This window comes from Leifsonia sp. Y878, assembly GCF_057669685.1.
In genome coordinates, this window is record NZ_JBYHFS010000001.1 from 305,512 (window position 1) to 330,107 (window position 24,596).

The 24,596-nt window shown below is 65.1% G+C and carries 16 protein-coding genes and 2 tRNA genes; 11 read left to right on the forward strand and 7 right to left on the reverse strand.

The window, feature by feature from the left end:
- Positions 1-7 precede the first annotated feature (7 nt).
- Positions 8-1,612, reverse strand: a complete 1,605-nt coding sequence (locus AC25Y4_RS01385) for a DEAD/DEAH box helicase (protein ID WP_488118577.1) — start codon at positions 1,610-1,612, stop codon at positions 8-10.
- Positions 1,613-1,776: 164 nt separating this feature from the next.
- On the opposite strand from AC25Y4_RS01385, the gene AC25Y4_RS01390 reads away from it, so the two are divergent.
- Positions 1,777-2,493 (forward strand): ferritin-like fold-containing protein, encoded by a 717-nt coding sequence (locus AC25Y4_RS01390; protein WP_488118578.1) that lies wholly within the window; start codon positions 1,777-1,779, stop codon positions 2,491-2,493.
- A 254-nt stretch (positions 2,494-2,747) separates the two neighbouring features.
- Here the strand turns inward: AC25Y4_RS01390 and AC25Y4_RS01395 are convergent, their stop codons facing one another.
- Together AC25Y4_RS01395 and AC25Y4_RS01400 are read right to left on the reverse strand one after the other, a co-directional pair.
- A complete protein-coding gene (locus tag AC25Y4_RS01395; protein ID WP_488118579.1) occupies positions 2,748-3,056 on the reverse strand; it encodes a hypothetical protein in 309 nt (102 codons plus the stop codon).
- Between the two features lie 5 nt (positions 3,057-3,061).
- The gene (locus AC25Y4_RS01400) at positions 3,062-3,286 is read right to left on the reverse strand and encodes a DUF3107 domain-containing protein (RefSeq protein WP_488118580.1); all 225 of its coding nucleotides are present in this window, start codon (positions 3,284-3,286) and stop codon (positions 3,062-3,064) included.
- A gap of 97 nt (positions 3,287-3,383) precedes the next feature.
- On the opposite strand from AC25Y4_RS01400, the gene AC25Y4_RS01405 reads away from it, so the two are divergent.
- Positions 3,384-6,755, forward strand: coding sequence for an ATP-dependent helicase (locus tag AC25Y4_RS01405; protein ID WP_488118581.1), 3,372 nt, complete (start codon positions 3,384-3,386; stop codon positions 6,753-6,755).
- Positions 6,752-10,258 (forward strand): ATP-dependent helicase, encoded by a 3,507-nt coding sequence (locus AC25Y4_RS01410; RefSeq protein ID WP_488118582.1) that lies wholly within the window; start codon positions 6,752-6,754, stop codon positions 10,256-10,258. The genes AC25Y4_RS01405 and AC25Y4_RS01410 overlap by 4 nt, the downstream gene beginning before the upstream one ends.
- Here the strand turns inward: AC25Y4_RS01410 and AC25Y4_RS01415 are convergent.
- Complete coding sequence (locus AC25Y4_RS01415) at positions 10,171-11,433, reverse strand: phosphotransferase (protein WP_488118583.1); 1,263 nt, start codon at positions 11,431-11,433, stop codon at positions 10,171-10,173. The two genes, AC25Y4_RS01410 and AC25Y4_RS01415, sit on opposite strands and share 88 nt — an antisense overlap.
- 191 nt (positions 11,434-11,624) lie before the next feature.
- Between AC25Y4_RS01415 and nudC the strand changes: the two genes are divergently transcribed.
- Positions 11,625-12,704 (forward strand): NAD(+) diphosphatase, encoded by a 1,080-nt coding sequence (gene nudC / locus AC25Y4_RS01420; RefSeq protein ID WP_488118584.1) that lies wholly within the window; start codon positions 11,625-11,627, stop codon positions 12,702-12,704.
- The gene (locus AC25Y4_RS01425; RefSeq protein WP_488118585.1) at positions 12,701-14,419 is read left to right on the forward strand and encodes an ATP-dependent helicase; all 1,719 of its coding nucleotides are present in this window, start codon (positions 12,701-12,703) and stop codon (positions 14,417-14,419) included. Before nudC ends, AC25Y4_RS01425 begins: the two co-directional genes overlap by 4 nt.
- Here the strand turns inward: AC25Y4_RS01425 and AC25Y4_RS01430 are convergent.
- Positions 14,310-15,155 carry a TOMM precursor leader peptide-binding protein gene (locus AC25Y4_RS01430; RefSeq protein WP_488118586.1) on the reverse strand — a complete coding sequence of 282 codons (846 nt, stop codon included), beginning with the start codon at positions 15,153-15,155 and terminating at the stop codon, positions 14,310-14,312. The two genes, AC25Y4_RS01425 and AC25Y4_RS01430, sit on opposite strands and share 110 nt — an antisense overlap.
- Before the next feature lie 80 nt (positions 15,156-15,235).
- Positions 15,236-16,597: a zinc-dependent metalloprotease gene (locus AC25Y4_RS01435; RefSeq protein ID WP_488118587.1), complete on the reverse strand. Its 1,362-nt coding sequence runs from the start codon at positions 16,595-16,597 to the stop codon at positions 15,236-15,238.
- A gap of 131 nt (positions 16,598-16,728) precedes the next feature.
- On the opposite strand from AC25Y4_RS01435, the gene AC25Y4_RS01440 reads away from it, so the two are divergent.
- The 3 genes from AC25Y4_RS01440 (at position 16,729) to AC25Y4_RS01450 (ending at position 21,146) form a co-directional block, all read left to right on the forward strand.
- Positions 16,729-17,832: a YlbL family protein gene (locus AC25Y4_RS01440; protein WP_488118588.1), complete on the forward strand. Its 1,104-nt coding sequence runs from the start codon at positions 16,729-16,731 to the stop codon at positions 17,830-17,832.
- Positions 17,833-17,955: 123 nt separating this feature from the next.
- Positions 17,956-20,856: a UPF0182 family membrane protein gene (locus tag AC25Y4_RS01445; RefSeq protein WP_488118589.1), complete on the forward strand. Its 2,901-nt coding sequence runs from the start codon at positions 17,956-17,958 to the stop codon at positions 20,854-20,856.
- Positions 20,857-21,072: 216 nt separating this feature from the next.
- Positions 21,073-21,146 (forward strand) — tRNA-Met (locus tag AC25Y4_RS01450).
- Between the two features lie 256 nt (positions 21,147-21,402).
- Here AC25Y4_RS01450 and AC25Y4_RS01455 read toward each other — a convergent pair.
- On the reverse strand, positions 21,403-22,458 hold the full coding sequence (locus AC25Y4_RS01455; protein WP_488119508.1) for an intradiol ring-cleavage dioxygenase: 1,056 nt from the start codon (positions 22,456-22,458) through the stop codon (positions 21,403-21,405).
- Between the two features lie 248 nt (positions 22,459-22,706).
- Here AC25Y4_RS01455 and AC25Y4_RS01460 point away from each other — a divergent pair, with 248 nt between their 5' ends.
- The 3 genes from AC25Y4_RS01460 (at position 22,707) to AC25Y4_RS01470 (ending at position 24,578) form a co-directional block, all read left to right on the forward strand.
- Complete coding sequence (locus tag AC25Y4_RS01460; RefSeq protein WP_488118590.1) at positions 22,707-23,141, forward strand: GNAT family N-acetyltransferase; 435 nt, start codon at positions 22,707-22,709, stop codon at positions 23,139-23,141.
- 38 nt (positions 23,142-23,179) lie between these two features.
- Positions 23,180-23,253 (forward strand) — tRNA-Met (locus tag AC25Y4_RS01465).
- A gap of 362 nt (positions 23,254-23,615) precedes the next feature.
- Entirely contained in the window at positions 23,616-24,578 is a 963-nt protein-coding gene (locus tag AC25Y4_RS01470; RefSeq protein WP_488118591.1) for an ion channel, read from the forward strand.
- Positions 24,579-24,596 lie beyond the last annotated feature (18 nt).

Genomic DNA, 24,596 nt, shown 5'->3' on the forward strand with positions numbered 1-24,596 from the left:
TAAACGCTTAGGCCTGGGTGTCGCCCGTGGCCTGCGGTGAACGGCGACGTGAACGGCTGCGACGGCGCGGTGCGCTGTTGCCGTCGTGGTGCTCTACTCCGCCACCGTCGTGGGTTCCGGCAGCCGGGGTGGCCACAGGCGCGTCTGGGTTGGTGGTGGTGCTCACGCGGGTACGGGTGCGCGTGCGCTGCCCGGTGCGTGTGGCAGCGCCCTCGCCGATGGTCTCACTCGAGATGGGCGTTGAACCGGCAGACGAGTCGGTGCGTGAGCCCGAGTTCGAGCCTGAGCGTGAACCAGATCGCGGCGAGCCTGAGCGGGCAGAAGCCGACCTCGCAGAACCCTGGCCGGCGCGGCCGGAGCCAGCACGGTCAGAGCCTGAGCGGTCACCGGAGCGTCCGCCCGTTGACGGGGCACCTTCCTTGGGCGGCGATGCGCGCAGACGACCCTTTGACCCCGTGGGGATGTTGAGGTCGGAGTAGAGGTGCGGTGACGACGAGTATGTCTCTGTGGGTTCCGGCTGGCCGAACTCCAGTGCCTTGTTGATCAGGGCCCACTTGTGCAGGTCGTCCCAGTCAACGAAGGTGACGGCGATGCCGGTCTTGCCTGCGCGTCCGGTACGGCCGACGCGGTGCAGGTACGCCTTCTCGTCTTCGGGGATGGTGTGGTTGATCACGTGGGTGACGTCGTCGACGTCGATACCGCGAGCAGCGACATCCGTTGCAATGAGGATGTCTTTCTTGCCGGCCTTGAACGAGGCCATGGCGCGCTCGCGCTGGTCCTGGTTGAGGTCACCGTGCACGGCCGTCGCGTTGAAGCCGCGGTCGCCGAGTTCTTCGACGAGCTTGGCTGCCGCACGCTTGGTGCGGGTGAAGATCACGGTCTTGCCGCGGCCTTCAGCCATCAGGATGCGGCCGATGACTTCGTCTTTGTCCATGTTGTGAGCGCGGTACACGAGGTGCTCGATGTTGGCCTGCGTGAGGCCCTCATCGGGGTCGGTCGCACGGATGTGGATCGGCTTGGTCATGAAGCGACGTGCGAGGGCCACGATCGGGCCAGGCATGGTCGCGGAGAACAACATGGTGTGGCGCACAGCGGGAGTCTGGGCGAACAGCTTCTCGATGTCGGCGAGGAAGCCGAGGTCGAGCATCTTGTCGGCCTCATCGAGCACCATTTCGCGCACGTTCTTGAGGTTCAGCAGACGCTGGCTGGCGAGGTCGAGGAGACGACCAGGCGTGCCGACGACGATCTGGGCGCCGGCCTTCAGCTGCTCGATCTGGCCTTCGTATGCCTTGCCGCCGTAGATCGACACGATCTTGGTGTCGCGGTTCTTGGTGGCCAGTGCGAGGTCTTCGCTCACCTGGACGCACAGTTCGCGGGTCGGAACCACAACGAGTGCCTGTACGCCGGGCTCTGGGTTCAAGCCGAGGCGCTGGATCAGGGGAAGGCCGAAACCGAAAGTCTTACCGGTTCCTGTCTTGGCCTGACCAATGATGTCCTGCCCGGCGAGTGCCAGCGGGATGGTCTGTGTCTGGATGGGGAATGGTTCGACAATGCCTTTTTCGGCGAGAGCGTCGACCATGTCCTGGTCAATATTAAGTTCGGAGAAAGTCACGAATGTATGCCTGTCAATGCGTAGAAGAGAGATGCGCCTGTCATCGCTCTCAGGCGCAATGTTACCGATCCATCGCCGGTAACCTTCCCTCCAGCTTACCGGACCGCGCCTTGGAGCAGCCTGTGCCGCCCGGCGTGCCCGCTGGCGTGTCCTAAGCTGATGTCGTGATCTCGTGGTTAGGTGGGCGCGAAAAGCGCACAGAACTCCCGCGGCTGAAGCCCCGCCGGAGTGAGCTGTCGACGACGAAGGTCGACATCTCCCAGCTGACGCCTGCCCCACTGTCGGCTCTCGGCCAGGCCGCATATGTCGAGCTCGGCATCTTCGAAAGTCTTGCCATGGCTGTGGCCGGTGCCCCCAACCTGCACGCCAAAGAAGGCTTGAGCCTTGCGGCAGGCGGAGCGTTGACGAAGCATCACGCGTTGATCGCGGAGATCCGCCGTCGCGACAGCGAACCGGCAGAGGTGATGGCTCCGTTCGCCGACAGGCTCGACCGTTATCGCCAGGCGACGCACGGCGCCGACTGGTATGAACTGCTGCTCAGCTGCTACCTGACGACCGGCCTGCTCGAAGACTTTTTCGTGAGCCTCGCCGCCGGCTTGCCCGGTGACCTCGCCTCCAAGGTTGCGCACATCCTGTCAGCGGATGCCGCCACCGACGTCCTGGTGCGCGAAATCACCGCCGGCATCGAAGCCGACCCCCAGCTGGGATCGCGCCTGGCCATGTGGGGTCGACGACTCGTCGGCGACACCCTGCTGATCGCGCGTTCCGCCATGCAGGTGTCCGGCGATCTGACGCAGGACGAGTCCCGCATCGAGCCGGTGTTCACCGAGATGATCGCGGCGCACACGCGCCGAATGGATGCCGTCGGCCTGACGGCTTAGGGGCGCAGCGCTCTGACGCTCTGACGCCAAGGCCGCGCCTCCCCGCTGGTCGAGGAGCGAGCGCCAGCGAGCGTCTCGAGACCTTCATGCCGACCTGTGACGGTGAGCACAAGCATCCGCTCGCCGAGTGTCGCCGTTACGCCCGAAAGTCGCCGTTACAACGGCGATTCTCGGCGGAAACGGCGACTCTCGAGCAGAGCAGAGCAGAGCAGAGCAGAGCAGAGCAGAGCGATCAAGGGTGACCGCGCTACGACCTAGGAGTTGGTCTGTACGCCCGTGCGAATGAGCGTGTGCAGCAGCTGCTCATCGCCCTCTGCGCGCTTCTTCGACAGCACGATGTCGACGCCGAACGACACGATGAGCGCGAGTCCGAGTGAGACCCACCAGATCCAGCCGCCGTCCCACGCCCAGCCGAGCCACGTCAGTACGACCCAGGCAACGGATGCCACGGCCGTGCCGATCGCCGGCACCAACACGACACCGTGTGTGCGGCGACGCGGAAGGACGTACCGTGCAGAGAGCCCCAGGATGGCGCCACCGAGGGCGACGAAGAGGAGTTCCATCGAACTTAGGCGACGAAACCGACGCGGCGGGACGTCTCAGAGCCCACCTCGACGTATGCCAGGCCGTTGGTCGGAACGATGTAGAGCTTGCCCTTATCGTCGGAGAGCTTCAGGTAGCCGGTCTTGCCGGCAAGAGCGGCAGCAACCGCCTCTTCGACCTCAGTCGCGGGCAGCGACGTCTCGAAACCGATCTCACGGGGAGAGTTGAAGATGCCAATGCGGATTTCCACCAGTTGCGCCTTTCGTTGACTACTCGCCCAGATTACGGCAAACCGCCGAAGCCGTCCGACACAGTTCACTGTCGGCGCAACCCGCTAGCGTTGAATTGTGATCAACCCGGAACTCGAGCTCAGCCCCGACACACGGGCAACGACCACTCTCGACCCCACGCAGCGCGCGATTCTTGACCTGGCAGACGGCGAGTCTGCAGCGGTCATCGGGGCAGCAGGTACCGGCAAGACGACGACCATGCTCGAGATCATCGCCGAGCGCGTGCTCGGGCGTGGCTACTCGCCGAGCGAGGTGCTTGCCCTTGTGCCGACCCGCACCGGCGCGACAGCCCTCCGCGACACGATCGCGCTGCGGCTCGGCGTGCCAACCAACGGTCCGCTGGCTCGCACGCCCAACTCGGTTGCCTTCCAGATCGTGCGTAACGCTGCAACGACGGCGGGCGAGACGGCCCCAACGCTTCTCACCGGAGGCGAGCAAGACAAAATCATCGCCGAACTGCTCCAGGGCGACATCGACGAGGGAACAGGCCCTGCCTGGCCGAGTCCGCTCGGCCCCGACGTTCGCAGCCTGCGCGGATTCCGTACCGAACTTCGCGACCTCATGATGCGCGCCGTCGAATACGGCGTCACAGCGGATGCCCTCGCTCGCCTTGGCATGGCACACGACAGGCCAGAGTGGGTCGCCGCTGCCGAGTTCATCCGCGGCTACGAAGAAGTGAAAGATCTCGCTCGGCCGAACCAGTACGACTCCACAGAGCTCGCCCAGTACGCTGCAGCGCTGGTCAGGGCGGCACCACAGTCGATCCCCGGTGGATCGGGCAGGTTCGGCGGACTCGGGGGATTCGGCGGCACGGAGAGCGAAATCGACGCCCTCGGCCCGCTTGCCGCTGTGCGCCTCATCCTGCTCGACGACGCTCAGGAAGCCACCCAGGCCACGCTCACCCTGCTGGCCCAGTTCGCCGCACGGGGCGTTGCCATCATCGCGCTCGGTGACCCCGATCTCAGCACAGGATCGTTCAGGGGAGCGCACCCTGACTCCCTCGGCAGGCTCGGCTCATACCTCGGCACTCCACCCGTTCGTACCTTCTATCTCGACACGGTCTATCGGCACGGCGCCGCAGTACGGGCGGCCGTGATCGAAGCCAGCAGCAGAATCGGCACGGCAAGCGCCGGCCTGCAACGCAAAGCGCGGCTGGCTGGTGCCGGCGGCCATGCCAGCCTCATCGAAAGCCTCGGTGTCCCGGATGCCGGTGACGAGATTGCCGGCGACGTGATCACTGGCGACGGGATCACGAGCAACGGGATCGGCAGCGACGAGATTGCCATCACTGGGATCGTCGACACGGTCATCGCGGCCAGTCCAGCCGAACAGCTCGCCGTCATCGCACGGCGACTTCGCGAACGCCACGTCATCGACGGGGTGCCGTGGGGACGGATGGCCGTCATCGTGCGCAGCGGGTCACTGGTGCCGTCGCTGTCGAAGGGCCTCGCCTCGCTCGAAGTGCCGACGAGCGTCTCATCGGCAACCGTTGCCCTGCGCGACGAGTTCGCCGTGCGGGCGTTCATCGTTGCGCTCGACGTCACGCTTGGGAGGCGCAGCCTCGACGGCCCGACGGCCATGGAGCTGTTGAACGGCCCCCTGGCCGGGCTCGACCCGATCGCGCTCCGGCGGCTGCGGGCCGCCCTCCGCCAGCAGGAGCTGACCGCCGACGGTGATCGCAGCGCAGAGGAACTCCTCGTCGAGGCGCTGCGCAGTCCTGACTCCCTGGACGAGATCGACACCAGGGTGGCCAGAAAAGCCAAGGCGTTCGCTGCGAGCCTGCGCGAGGCATCCGCTGACCACGCAGCCGGCGCGACGATCGAAGAACTGCTGTGGGGCCTGTGGTCGCGCAGCGGTTTGGCCGACATCTGGTTCGAGCAGTCGAAGGGCATGGGCATCGTGGCCGAGGAGGCCAACCACAACCTCGACGCCGTCGTCGCCCTGTTCTCTGCGGCGCAGCGATTCGTGGAGCGCACACCCGGCATGCCGCCGGTGCTGTTCCTCGAGCACCTCGTCGATTCCGATGTGCCGGAAGACACCCTCGCGCCCCGCGCTCTCTCTGACGCGGTCGTCGTCTCGACCCCGCCTGGCACGATCGGCACCGATTTCCAGGTGGTGGTGCTGGCTGGCGTGCAGGACAACGTCTGGCCAGACCTCCGTATCCGCGGGTCATTGCTCGGCGCAGGCGACCTCGCCGCGGTGCTCAGGGACGAGGTCGACGTCGATGCCCGCGCGCAGGTGCTGCACGACGAGCTGCGGATGTTCGCCCAGGCGCTATCACGGTCCACTCACGAGGTGCTCGTCACGGCCGTCAATGATGAAGACAGCCAGCCATCCGCCTTCTTCCGGATGCTGCCAGAGCCAGACCCCGTCGCGGTCGGCCGCTATCCGCTGTCGCTGCGGGGCATGGTCGGTCGGCTCCGGCGCGACCTCACCACGTCGATCAAGCCGTCGATTGGCACGCAGGCCACCGCGTATCCGACCAGGGCGCTCGACGCCGCTGCCACCCTGGCCAGGCTCGCGTCCGAGGGCGTCGTCGGCGCCGATGCGTCTGAGTGGTACGGCATGAGCGTGTTGAGCACTACCAGACCACTCAACGATCCAGAGGCCGGCGACGGCCTGGTGCGAGTGTCGCCGTCGAAGATGAAATCGTTCGAGACGTGCCCGCTGCACTGGCTCATCGACCAGGTAGGCGGCGGAACCAGCAACACCGCTGCGAACCTCGGCACCATCATCCACTCTGTGATGGAAGAGGCCAGCCTGGCTGTGACAGACCCGGCAACAGCCCCCAGCATCTCGGGCTCCGCTGCTTTCAGCTCCGAAGCGCTGTGGGCCGGTGTTGAGTCTCGCTGGGGCGAACTCGTCTTCGACGCCCCCTGGCAGTCAGAGGTACAGAAGAAGGAAGCACGCAGGCTCACCGACAGGTTGGCGTCGTACCTCGGCGATTTCACCCGCGACGGATCGGAGTTGCTGAGCGCCGAAGGACGATTCGCGTTCGATGTCGGTGGCGCAATCCTTTCCGGAACCGTCGACAGGGTCGAGCAGCTGTCCGATGGCCGTGCACTGATCGTTGACCTGAAGACGGGCAAGGGCGACCCGATCAACGATGCGGGCGTTGTCGACCACCCGCAGCTTGGTGCGTACCAGCTCGCCTTCCACGACGGCCAGATCTCCGGCGTTCCTGAGGGGTCTGAGCTGGCCGGTGCCCGGCTGGCCATCGTGTCCTCCGGCACGGTCAAGCAGAACTATCGCAATCCAACGCAGAAGGCGTTCACGCCAGAAGAGCTCGCCGAGTTCCGGCAACGAGTGCTGCACGACGCCGAAGGAATGGGAGACGCCGTGTTCGTCGCCGAAATCGCCAATCACTGCCTCGACCCGTGGTCGTTCGGCTCCTGCCGCCTTCACGTGGTGAAGCAGGTCAGTTCATGAGCGCGCCCGTGCGCTCCATCTCCGCCGTCACCATCGCCGAAGCGTTGGAGATGCCGACGCCGACCATCGAGCAGCAGGAGGTCATCCAGGCGCCGCTCGCCCCGACGCTCGTTGTGGCCGGTGCAGGCAGCGGCAAGACGGAGACCATGGCGAACCGCGTGCTCTGGTTGCTCGCCAACGGGCATGCACGGCCAGATCAGGTACTCGGCCTCACCTTCACCCGGAAGGCCGCCGGAGAGCTGGCCACGCGCATCAACAAGCGAATCGGTGAGCTCGACGAGGCGGGTCTGCTTCCGGGGCAGCGCGCCGACGCCAACGGCCCAGCCAACGGGGCAGCCGACGGCGTCGCCGGCAGCGTCGCCGACGTGAACACGGCATCCGATCTCTTCAACACCCCCACGGTCTCGACGTACAACTCATTCGCCAGCCGACTGTTCAGCGATAACGCGCTACTGCTCGGTCGCGAGCCTGAGTCCGCGCTGCTCACCGACACGTCAGCCTGGCTGCTGGCTCGCCGAGTGGTCATCGACCACGGCGACGACCGGCTGGTGTCGTACGGCAAGAAGGTCGATGAGGTGACGGATGCCGTCCTGCAGCTCAGTCGGATGCTCGCGGAGAATCCGCCACAGGCCACGAGCGGCGCTGCCACCGGTTCGCACGACCTCGCTGCCCTCGCCGACGGGTTCGGCTATCTCGCCGACCTGCCATACGGTTCGGCGCGAAAGTCCAAGCCGTATGACTCCGTCGTCGATGCGCTTGCCGCGGTAGGCCCACTTCCTGTGCTGGCCGAGTTGGCCGGTCATTATCAAGACGAAAAGCGTCGCCTCGGCCTGATCGAGTTCTCCGACCAGGTGGCGCTGGCCCTGCAGCTGGCACAGCGGATTCCCTCCATCGTCGACAGGGCACGCGACCAGTACCGGATCGTGCTGCTGGACGAGTACCAGGACACGTCCGTGCTGCAGACCGAACTCCTGCGCACGCTGTTCGCCCACCACCCGGTGATGGCCGTCGGCGACCCTCACCAGTCCATTTACGGATGGCGCGGCGCTAGTTCAGCCAACCTGCTCGGCTTCTCCCGTGACTTCGCCGACCGCACGAACGCCGAAGCGCCTGCCATGTCGCTCTCGTACACCTGGCGCAATCCGGTCGCCGTGCTCGGCGTGGCCAACGAGCTCGTCGCACCGCTGAGTGATGCGCTTCGGGCGAAGCCGAACGGGATCCAGGTCGACACGCTCAAGGTTCCGGCCGGCAAGGCGCAGGGGAGCGTCTCCGGCGGCATGCTGGAGACGAACGCCGATGAGGCATCCGCCGTTGCCCGCTGGTTTGCCACCCGGCTCACCGCCGGTACAGACAAGACAGCTGCCATGCTGTTTCGCGCCAGGCGCGATATGGAATTCTTCGCCGAGGTGCTGCGCGAACACGGCGTCAAGGCGCACGTGCTCGGACTCGGCGGCCTGCTGTCGACGCCGGAAGTCTCCGACGTCGTCAGCGTCCTGCGGGTCGTGCAGGACCCGGCCGCAGGCTCAGAGCTCATCAGGCTGCTGACCGGGGGTCGCTGGCGGATCGGACCCCGCGACCTGCATGCCCTCTCCGATGTGGCGAGGGAACTGGCCACCCACGACTGGGCGCAACGCGCCGTCAGCGCCGAGCTCAAAGACAAGCTGCGCGCATCGGTCGCTGGCGAGGAAACGAGCTCGCTGGTTGACGCACTCGACTTCGTGGCGACAGCGCCCGCCGGGCACCGCTGGCTGGAAGGGTTCAGCGATGAGGGACTGGCCCGCATCAGGGAAGCCGGGCATCAGCTCGCCTGGTTCCGGTCACGGGCCGGGCTGCCGCTGCTCGACTTCGTGCGCCTCATCGAGCAGGAACTGATGCTTGACATCGAACTCGTCGCCAATGAAACCAGGGGGCACGGGCTCGCCAACCTGTATGCATTCCATGACGCCGTGTCTGCCTTCCTCGACAGCGACGAGCACGGCACGCTCAGCAGCTTCCTGCGTTGGCTGAAACGCGCAGAGCGCCAGGACGACCTCGGCCCGCGCACGGAGCCCTCTGAGCCAGGCACCGTGCAGCTGCTCACCATCCACGGCTCCAAAGGACTCGAGTGGGACTACGTGGCGATTCCGTCACTGGTTGAGAACTCGCTGCCCGCAAAAGCCAAGGAGGGCGCCGGCTGGCTGCGGTTCGGTGAACTCCCATACCCATGCAGGGGTGACAGGGATGAACTACCCCAGCTTCGCTGGGTCGGCCACGACAGCCAGAAGGAATTCGACGACGAATTCGCCGCGTACAAGGTTGAGATCGGTGCCAGGCACCACGCCGAAGAACGCCGCCTCATCTACGTGGCGACGACACGCGCCCAGGATGAACTGCTGCTGACCGGATCGTTCTGGGCCAGTGGCAAGCTGGCGCGAAAGCCCAGCCGCTACCTCGTCGAACTCGCAGAGGCCGGTCTCATCACCGAGCTCCAACAGGAGACGACACTGGAAGAAAAGCCCGAATTCGGTGGTGCGGGCAGTGAGGTCTGGCCATTCGATCCGCTGGGCACCCGCCGACCTGTCGTCGAGGCAGCCGCGGCACTGGTGCGACGCGCGGCCGAAAGCATCGATGCGGAGACAGCTGAAGCGGAGACCACCGATGCGATGACCGTCGACGCAGAACTGGTCGACGCAGTGCTTGTCGACCCGGAATTGGCCGACGCACTGTCCAACGGCCCGGCATCCGACGCCGGCTCGCCCTGGTCAGACGACGTCACGCTGCTGCTGCGCGAACGAGCGGTGCGGCAGGCAGACGGGGGAGTCACGCAGCTGCCGACCCGCATCCCTGCATCGCGGTTCAAGGACTATGTCGACGACCCGCACGCGGTCGCAGCCGGGCTTCGTCGGCCGATGCCGCAGAAGCCATACCGGGCCACTCGACTCGGCACGCTGTTCCACAGCTGGGTTGAGCAGAGGTCGGGCGGTGGCTTCTCCGGCGACCTGATCGACGCCGGCATGCTCGGCTGGGACATCGATGTCGACACCGACATCGACACTGATATCGACACCGGCTCAGACGCCGCCGGCGCTGACGACTCTGCCGAAATGCAGCGATTCGCCGAATTCAAGGCGACGTTCGAACGTTCGCAGTGGGCCGACCAGAAGCCGGAAGAGGTGGAGATCGAGATCCACCACGTGATGGCGGGGCAGGTGTTCATCTGCAAGCTCGACGCGGTGTATCGCACGCCGACCGGATTCCAGGTTGTGGACTGGAAAACCGGCAAGGCGCCGAAGAACGCGGCAGACCTCGAACTCAAGCAGACCCAGCTCGCGCTCTACCGGCTCGCCTATGCGCGCTGGAAGGGCATTGATCCGGATGTCGTCGACGCCGTGTTCTACTTCGTCGCCGACGACACGATCGTGGCCCCAGACCGGCTTTACTCCGAGGACGACCTGGTTGAGGCCTGGTCGTCGGTGCGTGAGTCGGTGGCGCCGAGCGCGATCCTCAGCTCAGCATCCGTGTAGGCGACGGTCTCAGACGGGTCTGACGTTGCAGCGGCAACGGTGTCAATAGCATCCGTCGGTGGGGTGGCCGACTCAGGATCGAACTCAGAGTCGGAGAAATCTGACGGCATGAATCCAGAGTCGTCGCGGTCGGAGAACTCGTACGAATCGGTGTTCATCACGCCTGATGTGTCGCGGCTCGGCGGCGTGCGCGGCGTCTGGGCGAGAATGGCCTCCACGTCGGAGACCTCCAGGATCGCGCCCGTCGTCGGGGAGAGCGGGTTCGTGGTGTGGCTGTGCACAGTGTCAACGAGGCCGTCGAGCATCTCGATGGCGTCGTCCACGATCGACTGGTCTTTCGTGTCAGTGCCGTGCAGCAGCCAGCGGGCGAGCTCAAGCTCGGCGTACAGCATGGCGCGCTGCGTGATGCGCTGGTCGCTGCCCTGCCTCGACTGGTTGTAGGCGGCGATGGCGGTCTCAGAGGCTTCGCCGCGAGAAGCCAGGAGCCACTGCAGGTCTTGAGCGGGGTCGCCGACGGTGAGCGCGGCCCAGCCGAGCACACCGGAAACGGCATCGTCTGAAATGAGGAGCGAATCGGCGGTGAGTGAACCGTGGATGACCGTCGGCTGGAACTGCCACAGCGCGTCGTCATCGGTGGCCAGTTCCCAGCGGCGGAGGAGCGCGGCCGGCAGGTGTCCGGTCGCGGCGGCGCGATCAATCAGATCAATGGTCGACGTGCGGCACTCATGCGCGGTGTGCTGCGAGAGACCAGCAGCGGCAACGAACGAGGTAGGCAGCGAGTGGATGGCGGCGATCGCGCGTCCGATGGAGCCAGCGACGCCCACGTGCCCTGTGAGGGCATCCGCTTCGAATGAATCGCCGGGGAGCAGCTCGTAGACGATGGCACGGGTGTTGCCGACCGGCGCCTGGCCGACGTATTCGGGAACGTCGAACGGCAGCCTGCTGCGGTTGCCGATTGTGAGTGCGCGAAGGGCAACGAGGTCGGCGGACTGCTCAGTCTCAGCAGACTGGGAGACCGGAACGCGAATGATGAGCTGTTGTCCATCGCTGCCGATGACCAATGCTGAGTCGAACAAACCGTGCGCGCCCTGGCTGTGCTTCTGAGTCTGGACGACGTTGAGTCCAGGCACTGCAGATGTGGCCAACGCGGCTAGAGTGAGGTGGGATCTGGCCATGAGTACTAGGTTAGGTCGACTTGCCCAACTCTTCGTTGTTCGCCACGCCCCGCCTCGAATTCGGCGTTCAGAATGCCGTGTCGTTCACTGGCTCTGCGCGGCTCACAGCTGCCGCCACAGGGCACGCCCATACACTTGATTTTCGCGGTGCGGCCTGCCGCGTTTCATCCACTCTGCAAGAAGAGGTTTTCATGTCGTTCGGTTTCACAGCGGGACTGCCACTCTCCCGTCACGCTGTCGACCGGGATCACGCCAGTCGCGCTCGGCCTGACCTGCTCAAGACGCTGTGGGCGGATGCCGCCACTCGCGTTCTCGTCCTGTCGCACGGCAGCGCGCTCCTGCAGTCCAGCCCGACGGGGTCTGCCGCTCCTGCCGACGTTGACGCTGCTGACGTTGCCGCTGTGGACGCCGCGGATGCTGCGGAATCCGCTCCGCGGCTCGCGTTGCTGCCGCCGACCGCGCTGGCCGACCTCGACGTCGACCTGTCGACACTCCTCTACCTCGGCCGCTCGATCGATGAGCACGCGGCAGAGCCCGTCGGCACATCGCTCGTTGCCGTCGTACTCTCCGAAGCCACGGCCACCGAACTCGCCCCGGACGCCGCGCGCTGGGGCACGCTCCGAAACCTGGCGACCGCGGCGTCAGACCGCGACGTCGGAGCCTTCACCGAAGCGCTGGCCGTCACGAACTGGCACGCGTCTCACCGGCACTGCCCACGCTGCGGAGCCGCGACCCGCATCGAAGACGCCGGCTGGACGAGGCGCTGTCCCGTCGACGGCGGCCAGGTGTTCCCGCGCACAGACCCAGCCGTGATCGTGCTGATCACCGACGCAGCCGACCGCATCCTGCTCGGTTCGAACGCCATGTGGGAGAACAACCGCTATTCGCTGCTCGCCGGTTTCGCGGAGCCGGGGGAGTCTCTGGAGGCCGCCGTCATCCGCGAGATGCACGAAGAGTCAGGTCTCAACGTCGTCGAGCCCACCTACATGGGTTCGCAGCCGTGGCCGTTCCCCGCCTCGCTGATGGTCGGTTTCACCGCTCGGGTCATCGACGAGGATGTCCCGCAGGTGCTCGTTCCTGACGGCGACGAAATCCTCGACCTGCGTTGGTTCACTCGAGCCGAGTTGCTCGCTGAGCGGCACGCCATCATGCTGCCGGGCACATCATCGATTGCGCGGGCCATGATCGAACACTGGCTGGGCGAACCGCTTGAGCCGACTGCATCACCGGCATCCACTGCATCACAGGCATCGGCCGGAACCGCCCGATGACGCTGCAGACCACCGACTCTCTGCTGGCAGGACTCGACGAACAACAGCGCGTAGCCGCTGAAGCACTGATCGGACCGGTGTGCATGCTGGCCGGCGCCGGCACCGGCAAGACGCGGGCCATCACCCACCGGATCGCATACGGCGTGCGCTCCGGAGCGTATGCCCCGAACCGCGTCATGGCCCTCACCTTCACCGCCCGCTCCGCAGCAGAGCTGCGCGGTCGGTTACGCCAGCTCGGCGCAGGGGGAGTAGCCGCACGAACCTTCCACTCCGCGGCGCTGTCGCAGCTCAACTATTTCTGGCCGCACGTTGTCGGCGGCCAGACCCCGCGAGTGCTCGACGGCAAGGCTCGCCTGCTCGGGCACGCGGCTGAGCAACTGAAACTGCGCCTCGACACCGCCACCCTCCGCGACCTCGCAGCAGAGGTTGAATGGCGCAAGGTCTCCGGGCTCAGCATCGAGCAGTACGGCACGGCGTCGCCGAAGCGCAGCCTGCCTGGCCGGTTGACACTCGACCAGGTCATGTCGATGCAGACGGCCTACGAGCGGCTGAAAGACGAGCGCAAGCAGCTCGACTTCGAAGACGTGCTCCTCGCCATGGCCGGAATGATCGAATCAGAGCCCTCGGTGGCCATGCAGGTGCGTGAGCAGTACCGGTTCTTCGTCGTCGACGAGTTCCAGGACGTCTCTCCGCTCCAGTACAACCTGCTGTCGTTGTGGCTCGGCGATCGACGAGACCTCTGTGTCGTCGGTGACGCCAGCCAGACCATTTACTCCTTCGCTGGGGCGCGCAGCGACTACCTGCTCGACTTCCCCAAGCGCTACGAAGACGCCACCGTCGTGCGGCTCGAACAGAACTATCGCTCGACGTCGGCCATCGTGTCGACGGCGAACCAGCTGATGCGGGGCCGCGCGGGCGCATTGTCCCTGCACGCCGCCGTGACGGAACCGGGGCCAGACCCGATCATCCGCGAGTTCGCCTCTGACATTTCAGAGGCACGGGGCATCGCCCAGAGCGTCCTCGAACTGGTGGAGGCAGGCACCCGTCCGGAGAACATCGCGGTGCTGTACCGCGTCAACGTGCAGGCAGCCCTGATCGAGGCCGCTCTCACCGAGGTCGGCGTCAGCTACCAGATCCGCGGCTCGAAGCGGTTCTTCGACCTGCCAGAGGTGAAGCAGGCGGTGATGTCGCTGCGCGCGGCATCCGTTTCAATCGTCGGAGAGCCGCTGTTCAAGTCAGTGAGCGACGTGCTGCGTTCGCTCGGCTGGAGCCAGACGGCGCCAGAGGCCAGGGGCGCTGTGCGGGATCGCTGGGAGTCGTTGAACGCGATCATGGGACTTGTCGACCAGGCTGCTGCCGGCACGACGTTCCGGCAGTTCACCGACGAGCTGATGGAGCGCCAGGCCGGCCAGCACGAACCGACGGTGTCCGCTGTCATGCTCGCCACCCTGCACTCCGCCAAGGGCCTCGAATGGGACGCCGTGTTCCTGGTCGGTCTCGCCGAAGGGCTCGTGCCGATCAGCTACGCCAGCACATTCGAGCAGATCGACGAAGAACGGCGCTTGCTTTACGTAGGAATCACCCGCGCCCGCAAGCGACTGACGCTCAGCTGGGCGTCGGCCGGGGGACAGCAGCGTTCGCCGCGGGAGCGCTCACGGTTCCTGGCAGAGATCGGCATCCGCAACGCTCGTGCGGCAGGTGCTCGCGGGGTGTGACAACACCCGTCGACGTCGCAATGATCGCTGCCATGGTTCCGGATCCCGCTCGCCCAGAACCCAGGCGATCGGTGACCCATCCGGCGACGAGCGCCGACACCTCGATCTGCTGGCCGACGTCCTCCGGGGGCGCCGTCCGTGCGAGCAGCTGAATTGCCATGGCCGGCCAGGCCGGATCGGCGTCGATGCGACTGAGCTCCAGGCAGCTGAGGCACGGACCCGTCCCCGGCTCGACGAGCGGGCCAACGCGAATCTCGGCGTCGCTGAAGACAACCGGCAGGTGCGGAACGTCGCGCCGCAGCCATCGCCCGTACCGAACAGGTGGGAGCGCGTAGTAGCCGACAATCACCGCCAGGTCTGCGGAATCGTCCCTGCGGGTGCTGGCGCCGTCGAAGACCTCGAAGTCGAGTTCGCGCAGGAGTCCGCGGATCCGGTCGGCGGTCGGCGCATCGCCATCGACGACGACACGAAACGTCGACAGGATCGACGCCGGCTCGTCCTGGAGCGCCGGGCTGAGCTTCGCCAACAGCGCCGCTGTCTCCGCCGGCGTCGCGCCGCCTGCCTCTGAGACATACTCGGCGACGGGCAAGGGCACGCCGGCGCGGAGGGCTGCGATGACGCGTTCCACCCCTGGTGTAGTCGCTTCGATGACCGCGAGCGGGGCATCGATGCCGACCTGCAGCGTGTCAGGGGTACGCCAGACAACGGGGACGCGGGGATTCAATCGGAGGAGCATGCACGCGATGATGCCGCACAGGGGCATCATCGCGTGCAATCTCTCCACAGCCGGCGCCGATTAGCGGCGCCACCTGTGAGTTACTCCTCGTGCGGGCGCTCTGTGCCGTCGTCGCGCAACAGGTCTTCCAGCGCCTGGTCGATCTCGTCGCGCACCGGTTCAGCGCCCGACGCGGTCGTGGTCAGGCGGGCGATGAGTGCTGCGGGGTCGTCCAGATCTTGCGCTGTCGGCAGGATGTCGGGGTGTGCCCACAGGTCGTCACGTGCCTCATTGCCAACGGCATCCGTCACGGCCTGCCACATGCTGGCCGCCTCGCGCAGTCGGCGCGGGCGCAGTTCAAGCCCGACGAGGGTGGCGAATGCGGACTCCGCCGGACCGCCAGCCGCCCGACGGCGCCTCACCATTTCGGCGATGGCATCCGCCTTGGGCAGTCGAGCTGTCGCCTCTGCCGTCACCACATCGACCCAGCCTTCGACGAGGGCAAGCATGGTCTCCAGGCGGCCGAGGGCAGCGGACTGCGCCTCGCTCTTCGGTGGGATCAGCGTGCCGTCGACCATGGCCTGGCGGAGCTCCTCCGGGTTGGACGGGTCGAAGCCTTCTGCAAGGTTCTCCAGGCGATCGGTGTCGATCCGGATTCCGCGGGCGAAGTCGGTGATGGAACTGATCAGGTGCAGGCGCAGCCAGCGAGAGTGCCGGAACAGTCGGGCGTGCGCGAGCTCTCGAACGGCCAGGTAGATCTGAACCTGGTCTGCAGGGATGTCGAGGCCCTCGCCGAACTCGGCAACGTTCTGGGGGAGTAGTGCTGCCTGCTGGTCGTCGAGGAGCGGAATGCCGATGTCGCCGCCGGAGACCACTTCACTGGCGAGCTGGCCGACAACCTGGCCAAGCTGCATGGCGAACAGGGTGCCGCCGAGGCTGCGCATCACCTGGCTGGCGTTGGCCAGCATGCCCTTGAGCTCTTCAGGCGCCTGCTCGGTGAGCACGGTCGTCAATGAGTTGGAGATGCTGGTGGCGACGGGCTCTGCCAACTGCGACCAGACCGGAAGAGTCGCCGTGACCCATTCCTTGCGGGTCATCAGGCGCGGGCTCACGGTCAATTCCGCCACGGAGATGACGTCGTCGAGCCACAGAGCCGCGATGTGGAATGCCTGCTCGAGCTGGGCGCGTTGTTCGTCTGTCGTTGGCACCTGGCTTGCTGCAGCGTTGTCCTGCCCTTGCTTCAGAGCGATGTCCCAGTTGATCTCCCCTGTGCCGCCGCCCCGGAGGGCGTTCTGCAGCTGACCCATCAGCGCAGCGACGCTGGCCGGGTCATTCGGCAGCCCTGCGGCGCCGGCAAGCTGGCCGGGATCAATCGACGAGTTGCCGGACAGAATGTCGCGCAGCATGTCCTGGAATTCGTCGTCGGGGTTTTTGTCTTCATTGGATAGCGAGTCGTCGGCCACTTCAGGCACCTCTCAGTTGCTTACTTCTACGCTAGTGCGACATAGGCCGCCGGGACTGGGAAATGACCTAGGCTGGGATGCTCTGGTGTCCGCCCGCCGCGAACACTGAGCAGAACTTACGAAGGATCGCAATGGCACTCTTTGACGATGGACCTGTGACACCTTCACGACAGCGCACGACGGGGCAGCGCGTCGGGTGGATTGTGCTCGGCGCATCACTGGTGATCGCGCTCATCCTCGCGCTGATGCCGGCACCATATGTGATCGAGAAGCCGGGCCCTGTGTTCAACACCCTGGGTACCACCGACCACGACGGCGAAGAGATTCCCCTCATCTCAATACCCGACCAGACCGTGTACCCAACGGAGGGCAGTCTCGACTTGCTCACCGTCTCGCTGCTCGGCAACCCTGAGTCCCGGCCCAGCTGGCTGAACATTCTCAACGCCTGGCTGTCACCCAGTGAAGCTGTGATCCCCATCGACGACGCGTTCCCGCCGAATGTATCGACGGAACAGCGAGAGCAGCAGAACCAGGTTGCGATGGTCGACTCCCAGCAGGATGCCATCGCTGCGGCGCTGACCAACCTCGGCTACACCTTCCCCACCTTCGTGACGGTGGCATCGCTGCCAGACAACTCGCCGGCCAAAGACATCCTGCAGGCCGACGACCAGATCGTGTCGGTGAATGAAGTTGCCGTCGCCAGCGTCGATGCCCTGCGCGCGGCACTGGCAGAGAGCGGTGCGGGAAATCCGGCGGCGATCGGCATAATCCGTGATGGCACGGCGTCGACCGTTGAGGTCACCCCCGTCGATATCGACGGCTCGGTGGTTGCCGGAATCAACGTTTCGACCACCTATGATTTCCCGTTCGATGTCACCATCCAGCTTGACTCCGTCGGCGGCCCGAGCGCCGGCATGATGTTCGCCCTCGGGATTATCGACAAGCTCACCCCTGGCCTGCTGCAGGGCGGCGAAGACGTCGCCGGAACCGGCACCATCGACGCGACGGGCACCGTTGGCCCGATCGGCGGCATCCGTCAGAAGATGTATGGCGCGCAGAACGCCGGCACTGACTGGTTCCTGGCCCCTGTCGACAACTGCAACGAGGTCACAGGGCACATTCCAGACGGGTTGACGGTGTTTGCAGTCGCGACTCTCGACGATTCGCTGGCCGCTCTTGACGCGATCAGCACCGGCGGAGACACGAGCGCGCTGCCCACCTGCCCGGTCGGCTGACTCGACGCAGGGCAGCAGCCGCGCCGCTTTCGCGATATGCCGAGGGAATCATCTGAATTCTCTCAGGTAGCTCACTCTAGGATTGGGGTCTGACCCTGATCTAATCGAGCAAGAGGCCAATTCGTGACATCAGCAGCAGCTGCCAGTGCACCACACCGAAGTAGAGCACCACTCGCCATAACCGTGGCGATCATTGCGGCGTTGGTGGTGCTTTTCTTTGTCTTCGCCGGCTTATATGCCGACATCCTCTGGTTCGACCAGTTGGGATTCCTGAGCGTCCTCACCACCCAGTGGGTCGCGGGAATCTCATTGTTCCTGATCGGCTTCTTCGCCATGGCGATCCCGGTGTGGGTGAGCATCCTGCTCGCGTATCGCCTACGGCCCATGTACGCCAAGCTCAACTCGCAGGTTGACCGCTACCAGCAGGTCATCGAGCCGCTTCGCAGGCTCGCCATGTATGGCATCCCTGCGCTGCTCGGCCTCTTCGCCGGTGTCGCCGCGTCGAGCCGCTGGGAGACCAGCCTCATGTGGGTCAACCGCACAGAGGTGGGAACCACCGACCCGCAGTTCAACATGGATCTGTCGTTCTACCTGTTCGACCTGCCGTTCTATCACGCAGTGCTGGCCTTCGCGTCGGCTGTTGTCATCATCTCTGCACTCGTCGCCATCGCGACGAGCTACCTGTACGGCGCGATCCGCGTGAGCGGCCGCGAGGTGCTGATCTCCAAGTCCGCCAGGGTGCAGATCGCCGTCACGGCGGCCGTCTACCTGCTCCTGCAGGCCGTGAGCATCTGGCTCGACCAGTACTCGACACTCACCGACTCCAATGGCCTCATCACGGGTGCCGGCTACACCGACGTGAATGCGACGATCCCCGGCCGCGCGATCCTTGCCGGTATCGCGGCGGTTGTCGCCATACTGTTCCTGGTCACCGCCTTCATCGGACGTTGGCGCCTGCCGATCATTGGCACGGTTCTCCTCATCGTCTCGAGCCTCCTGATCGGTTCGCTCTACCCGTGGGTTGTACAGCGCTTCCAGGTTGACCCGAGCGCCAAGACGCTTGAGCAGCCATACATCCAACGCAATATCGATATGACCCGTGATGCCTATGGCGTCGCCGGCATCGAGGAAATCGCCTACAACGCGACGACGACTGCCGAACCTGGCGCTCTTCGCACCGACGCCGAAACCACCGCGAACATTCGCATCATCGACCCGGCAGTGGTCAGCCCGGCGTTCGCCCAGCTTGAGCAGTTCAAGCAGTACTACCAGTTCCCGAAGGACCTCGACGTCGACCGCTACATGATCGGTGGCAAGTCGCAGGACGCCGTCGTCGCGGTGCGTGACCTGAACCTCGATGGACTGGGCTCCGGTAACACCTGGGTCAACAACACCATCGTCTACACCCACGGTTACGGCGTTGTCGCCGCCTACGGCAACCAGCGCTCCGCAGACGGCCAGCCGGTCTTCTTCGAGTCCGGCATCCCGACGACGGGTGACCTGGGGGAGTACCAGCCGCGCGTGTACTTCGGTGAGACGTCACCGACGTACTCCATCGTTGGTGCCCCGAAGGGCAGCAAGCCTGTCGAGCTCGACTACCCGTCAGGCACAGAGGGCGCCCAGCAGACGTACACCACGTTTGAGGGCGATGGCGGGCCCAAGCTTGACAACTCGTTCAAGAAGCTCATCTATGCGCTCAAGTTCCAGTCAGAGCAGATCTTCCTGTCCGATTCCGTCAACGACGACTCCCAGATCCTCTACGACCGCGACCCGATCGACCGCGTGCAGAAGGTTGCGCCGTACCTCACGCTCGACTCTGAGACGTACCCGTCGGTTGTCGATGGCCGTCTCAAGTGGATCGTCGATGGCTACACGACGTCGACAAGCTACCCGTACTCAACACCGGTGAGCCTGTCTGACTCGATTGCCGACTCCCAGACGCCGCCGCAGCCGTACGCGATCGATGACATCAACTACATGCGCAACTCGGTCAAGGCCACCGTTGACGCCTATGACGGTTCCGTGACGCTCTACGCCTGGGACACGGAAGACCCGCTGTTGAACACGTGGGAGAAGATCTTCCCCGCAACGGTCAAGCCCATGAGCGACATGAGCGGCGCGCTCATGAGCCACGTGCGGTACCCGGCGGACATGTTCAAGGTGCAGCGCGCGGTGCTCGGCAAGTACCACGTGACGGATGCCGGCTCGTTCTACTCACAGGACGACGCCTGGATCACGCCGGATGACCCGGTATCGTCCGCCACAGAGCCCACACTGCAGCCGCCGTACTACCTGACGATGCAGATGCCCGGGCAGGACGCGCCGACGTACTCGCTGTACACCACGTACATCCCGAACGCCTCTGGTACCTCGAGCCGCAACGTGTTGACCGGATACATGGCGGTTGACTCGGATGCCGGCTCCACAGACGGCAAACGGACCGCCGGTTATGGCAAGCTCCGGCTGCTCACGCTGCCGAAGGACGACACCGTGCCAGGCCCCGGCCAGGTGCAGGCCAAGTTCAACGGTGACCCGACCGTGTCCCAGCAGCTCAACCTGCTGAAGCAGGGCCAGTCGAAGGTCATCAACGGAAACCTGTTGACCTTGCCCGTCGGTGGCGGACTCCTCTACGTGCAGCCGGTGTACGTGCAGTCGACCGGCAGCAGCGGATACCCGCTGCTGCAGAAGGTGCTCGTCGCGTTCGGTGACCAGATCGCGTTCGAAGACACCCTCGACAAGGCACTCGACGTGCTGTTCGGTGGCGACTCAGGGGCCTCGGCCGGTGACACCTCTGTGCCGCCGACGGACACCACGGCGCCGACCACCCCAGACACGTCGACGCCGAGCACCGAAACTGGTAACGCAGCAACGGATGCCCAGCTGAAGGCGCTGCTCCAGGATGCCAAGCAGGCCATGAGCGACAAGCAGGCTGCACTCGCAGCAGGCGACCTCGCCGCGTTCGGTGTCGCAGACGCCAAGCTGAGCCAGATCATCTCCAGCATGCAGAACCTGCTCGGCCAGTAGCCGGCAGCTGAACGAATAGACGCCCGGCAGGGCGAGGTGAGAGCCTCGCGCTGCCGGGCGTCGTCGTTTGGCAGTGTCGTGGTGTGGCGTCGTTGGCGCCCGCCCGGTGGCGTGATTTGGCATCCGCCCGTGCCGTGATTTGGCGTCCGCCCGTGGCGTGATTTGGCGTCCCGTGGTCAGGAGCACTGCCAAGCTGTGGTAAATTAGTACTTGTAACGCGGGGTGGAGCAGTTCGGTAGCTCGCTGGGCTCATAACCCAGAGGTCGCAGGTTCAAATCCTGTCCCCGCAACGTTGTGTTCAACACGCAAGGCCCGGAATCCCCGTGATTCCGGGCCTTTTGCATGTCCGGGTGCCGTGCCTGTCCCGGCGCGCTGGGCTTGTCGTCTCACGCTTGGTGACGTCGTCGCGCCCGTTGTGGCTCACCGCGCCCGCTATAGCGGGCGCGACTCGCCGCACCGGGCGCCGTCACCGTCGCATCCCCCCCGTTGGTCGAGGAGCGAGCGCCAGCGAGTGTCTCGAGACCTGTCTGGCCGAGCAGCTAGCCGCTAGCGCGAGGGCGCGCCCGTCGGGGGAGTGCCCGTCGGGGGCGTTCCTCCAACGGGGCCGGTGCCGCCGTCAGGTGGGGTTCCACCAGGGCCGCTGCCACCGTCAGGTGGGGTTCCGCCAGCGCCGTTCGGCGGGGTGCCACCACCACCCGAACCGCCACCGCCAGGTGCGGCCCCTGCAGTCGGTGCCGTGGTCGTGTCGACCCGCACGGTGAGCGCGACGGTGTAGCCGGACGTGACATCGCCGGTCACCGCTGCGAGCTGCGAGGCACCGCCATCATCGCCAAACACGTTGTCGCTGTCCAAGGACACCTGGGCCAGGTTGGCGGCGGATCCGGCATACCCGTCAAGCGCGTAAACGGCCGTGCTGACATCGTGGGGGAGCGCGACCTGGGACGTCGCAATGGCGTTCGCGGCATCCGTTATTGAGTCCACGTTCGGGTAGACCTCGAAATGGACGTGTGGCCAGCGACCCGTGTAGCAGGCCGGGAAGATCGAGGTATAGCTCACCGTGCCGTTGCTGTCGGCGACCTGTACGCCGCGCAGGTACGTCTCGTTCTCAATTCCCTCCGAGTACATCGAGTACCCACCGGCGGCATCGCAGTGCCACACGTAGACCGCAACATCCTTGAACGGCGCGTCGTTGTTCGCCATGTCGAGAATGGTGAGCGTCAGGGCCATGGGAACACCAGTGGCCGTCAACCCGCCATCAAGGCTTGAGCGGATGTCGCTCCGCACGATGCCCGACTGGTCGAGTACGTCGGCCCCATTGGATCCGTCACCCGGGTACGGGCCAGCGGTCTCGTCAGGGATCTCGCCCGTCGACGTCGACGCTGCGGCGCTTGAGGCGGCGCCCGAGGAATCGGTGGAGCAGGCGGCAAGAGCGACGGCACCGGCACCGAGTCCGATGAGGCTGAGCACGTTCCGCCGGGTGATGAGTGTGCGGATGTCGAAGGCGACACCCTGATCGACGACCTCTTCATCTGCCCGATCAAGCAGGCGTCCTTCGTAGGCTGGGCCATCAGGCGTGGAGACTGGTTCAGGGATGCGGCTCATGGAGACCTCTCGCAATCGGGGACGTGGTGTCACTCGACAACCTTGCTCTGGCTGCGCGCGGATTCGCTTGGGGAATCCTATGTATCGACCATGAGTCGTTTGGGGTTGAGCACGACGCCACGCCACACGAACCGGAGCCTGACTCCGGCCACGAAACGTGTAACCGAAGCCGGCGCGCACTCTCTCGGGCGACGCGGCCCGGTGTGACGTGAGTTGTGTGGCGTCGACGTGTTCGGTTTGATGGACACATGACGGCAGACAGATACCGGTTCTCATCCCTCGTCGAGGACATGGACCGAGAGCAGATCCACGCGTGGTTGAGCACACAGGCGGACTGGGCGAAAGGGCGCACACGTGCCCTTCAGGATGCGGCGATCGACGCATCCCGGAACTTCGGCATGTTCGACGCAGCGAGCGGGCGCCAGGTGGCCTATGCCAGGGTCGTGACAGACTCTGTGACGTTCGCGTGGCTCTGTGACGTCTTCGTCGATGATGAGGTGCGCGGGCAGGGCGTTGGTGTCGCGCTCATCCAGAATGTCTGCCTTGTGCTCGACGAACTGAATCTGAGGCGGGTCGCACTGGCGACGCAAGATGCCCACGGCCTGTACGAGAAGTTCGGCTTTGAACCCCTTGCCGAGCCGAGCACCTGGATGGCGCGGCCTGTTCGAGTCCCCGAGTGGTAATCGTGTACCCCGATCGTGGGCTAGTATTGAAGAAGTGGCGCGGGGTGGAGCAGTTCGGTAGCTCGCTGGGCTCATAACCCAGAGGTCGCAGGTTCAAATCCTGTCCCCGCAACAAGAAGAAAAGTCCCGGTCTCCCAGAGGCCGGGACTTTTTTGTTTCTCCCGCAGTTGAACGCAGAGGGCTGCTCCAGATGCTTCGACATCAGCGCGGCTGTCGCGCCAACGCAGAGTTAGCCAACGCAGAGATATCTGTCGAATTCCCCAGTGCGGCGTATTGTGCTGGCATGGGCTGTCTCTCGAGTACACGTGCTCGGGAGTAGAACGTGTAGCCAGACATAGGGTCACGCTGACCAGAACTCGAATTGTGCGCCGGTCCGGAATCGCGAAGCAAGACGCGAGAAGGCTTTTTCCTCTCCTGGCTCGAATCCGGGGACAATGAATGCGCGTGAGTGCTTCTTGGGGAAGGGCGGGAACGATGAAAGCGAACTCGGAAAGCCAGCCGGGTAATGGCACGACAGGGCGAATCGGCCCGTCAGCCGGAGAGGTCGGCGCCAAGACGCCACGGCCATTCACCCTCGTCGATACGGGCTACTTGATCGTGTTGATCCTGATCACCGTGTCATACATCGTGTCGGCGCTGCAGGAGAGCGGCCGCCCAAGCCCCTTGGCCCTCATCCTGCAACTCGTGAGTGTCGTCGTGATCTTCCGCGTCGCGGAAGTCCACGTTGCGTTCATCCGAACCATCGACGTGATCATCGCGATCTCGCTCGTGCTGGTCATCGCGTCAGTGTGGCTCAACTGGGCAGAAAGCATTGAACGCACCTGGCTGGATATCGCGTTGTCGGCGTTGTCCGCGGCGTTCTACCTGCTGACGCCAATTGTGATCATCCAACATCAATTGCGACGCTCAAAGGTCGACATCCAGACCCTGCTCGCGTCGATCTCGGCGTACCTGCTGATCGCCATGTTCTTCACGTTCGCGTTCAACCTCATCGGTCTGATCGATCCGGGGAAGTCGTTCGGCACCAAAGGATCGGAATCCCTCTCTGCGCAGCTGTTCTACTCGTTCACCACGATTACGACCATCGGCAAGAGTGAGCTCGGGCCTGTGACGGCCCTGGCCCAAAGCCTCACAATCGCAGAGGTCGTCATTGGCCAACTGTTCCTGGTCGTGGCCGTCGCGAAGGTCGTGAACGACTGGACCCCGACCCGGATCGGCGCGCTGGAAAAGCAGCTGCAGAGCGATGTGGAAGGCCTCGTCAGCCGAGACGAGGAACGCGATGTCGCCAGGGATGTCTCCAGGGATGCCGCGCGCGACGCGCAGCGTGATGCGGCGCGGGATGCCGCTCACGATGCGGGCAGGGGCACGGGTCGCGCACCCGGTGTGCAACCAGGGACAACGCCGCCAGATGCTACTCCACCCACGGGCGCCGCGTAGGCAAACAAGTTCTGTAGA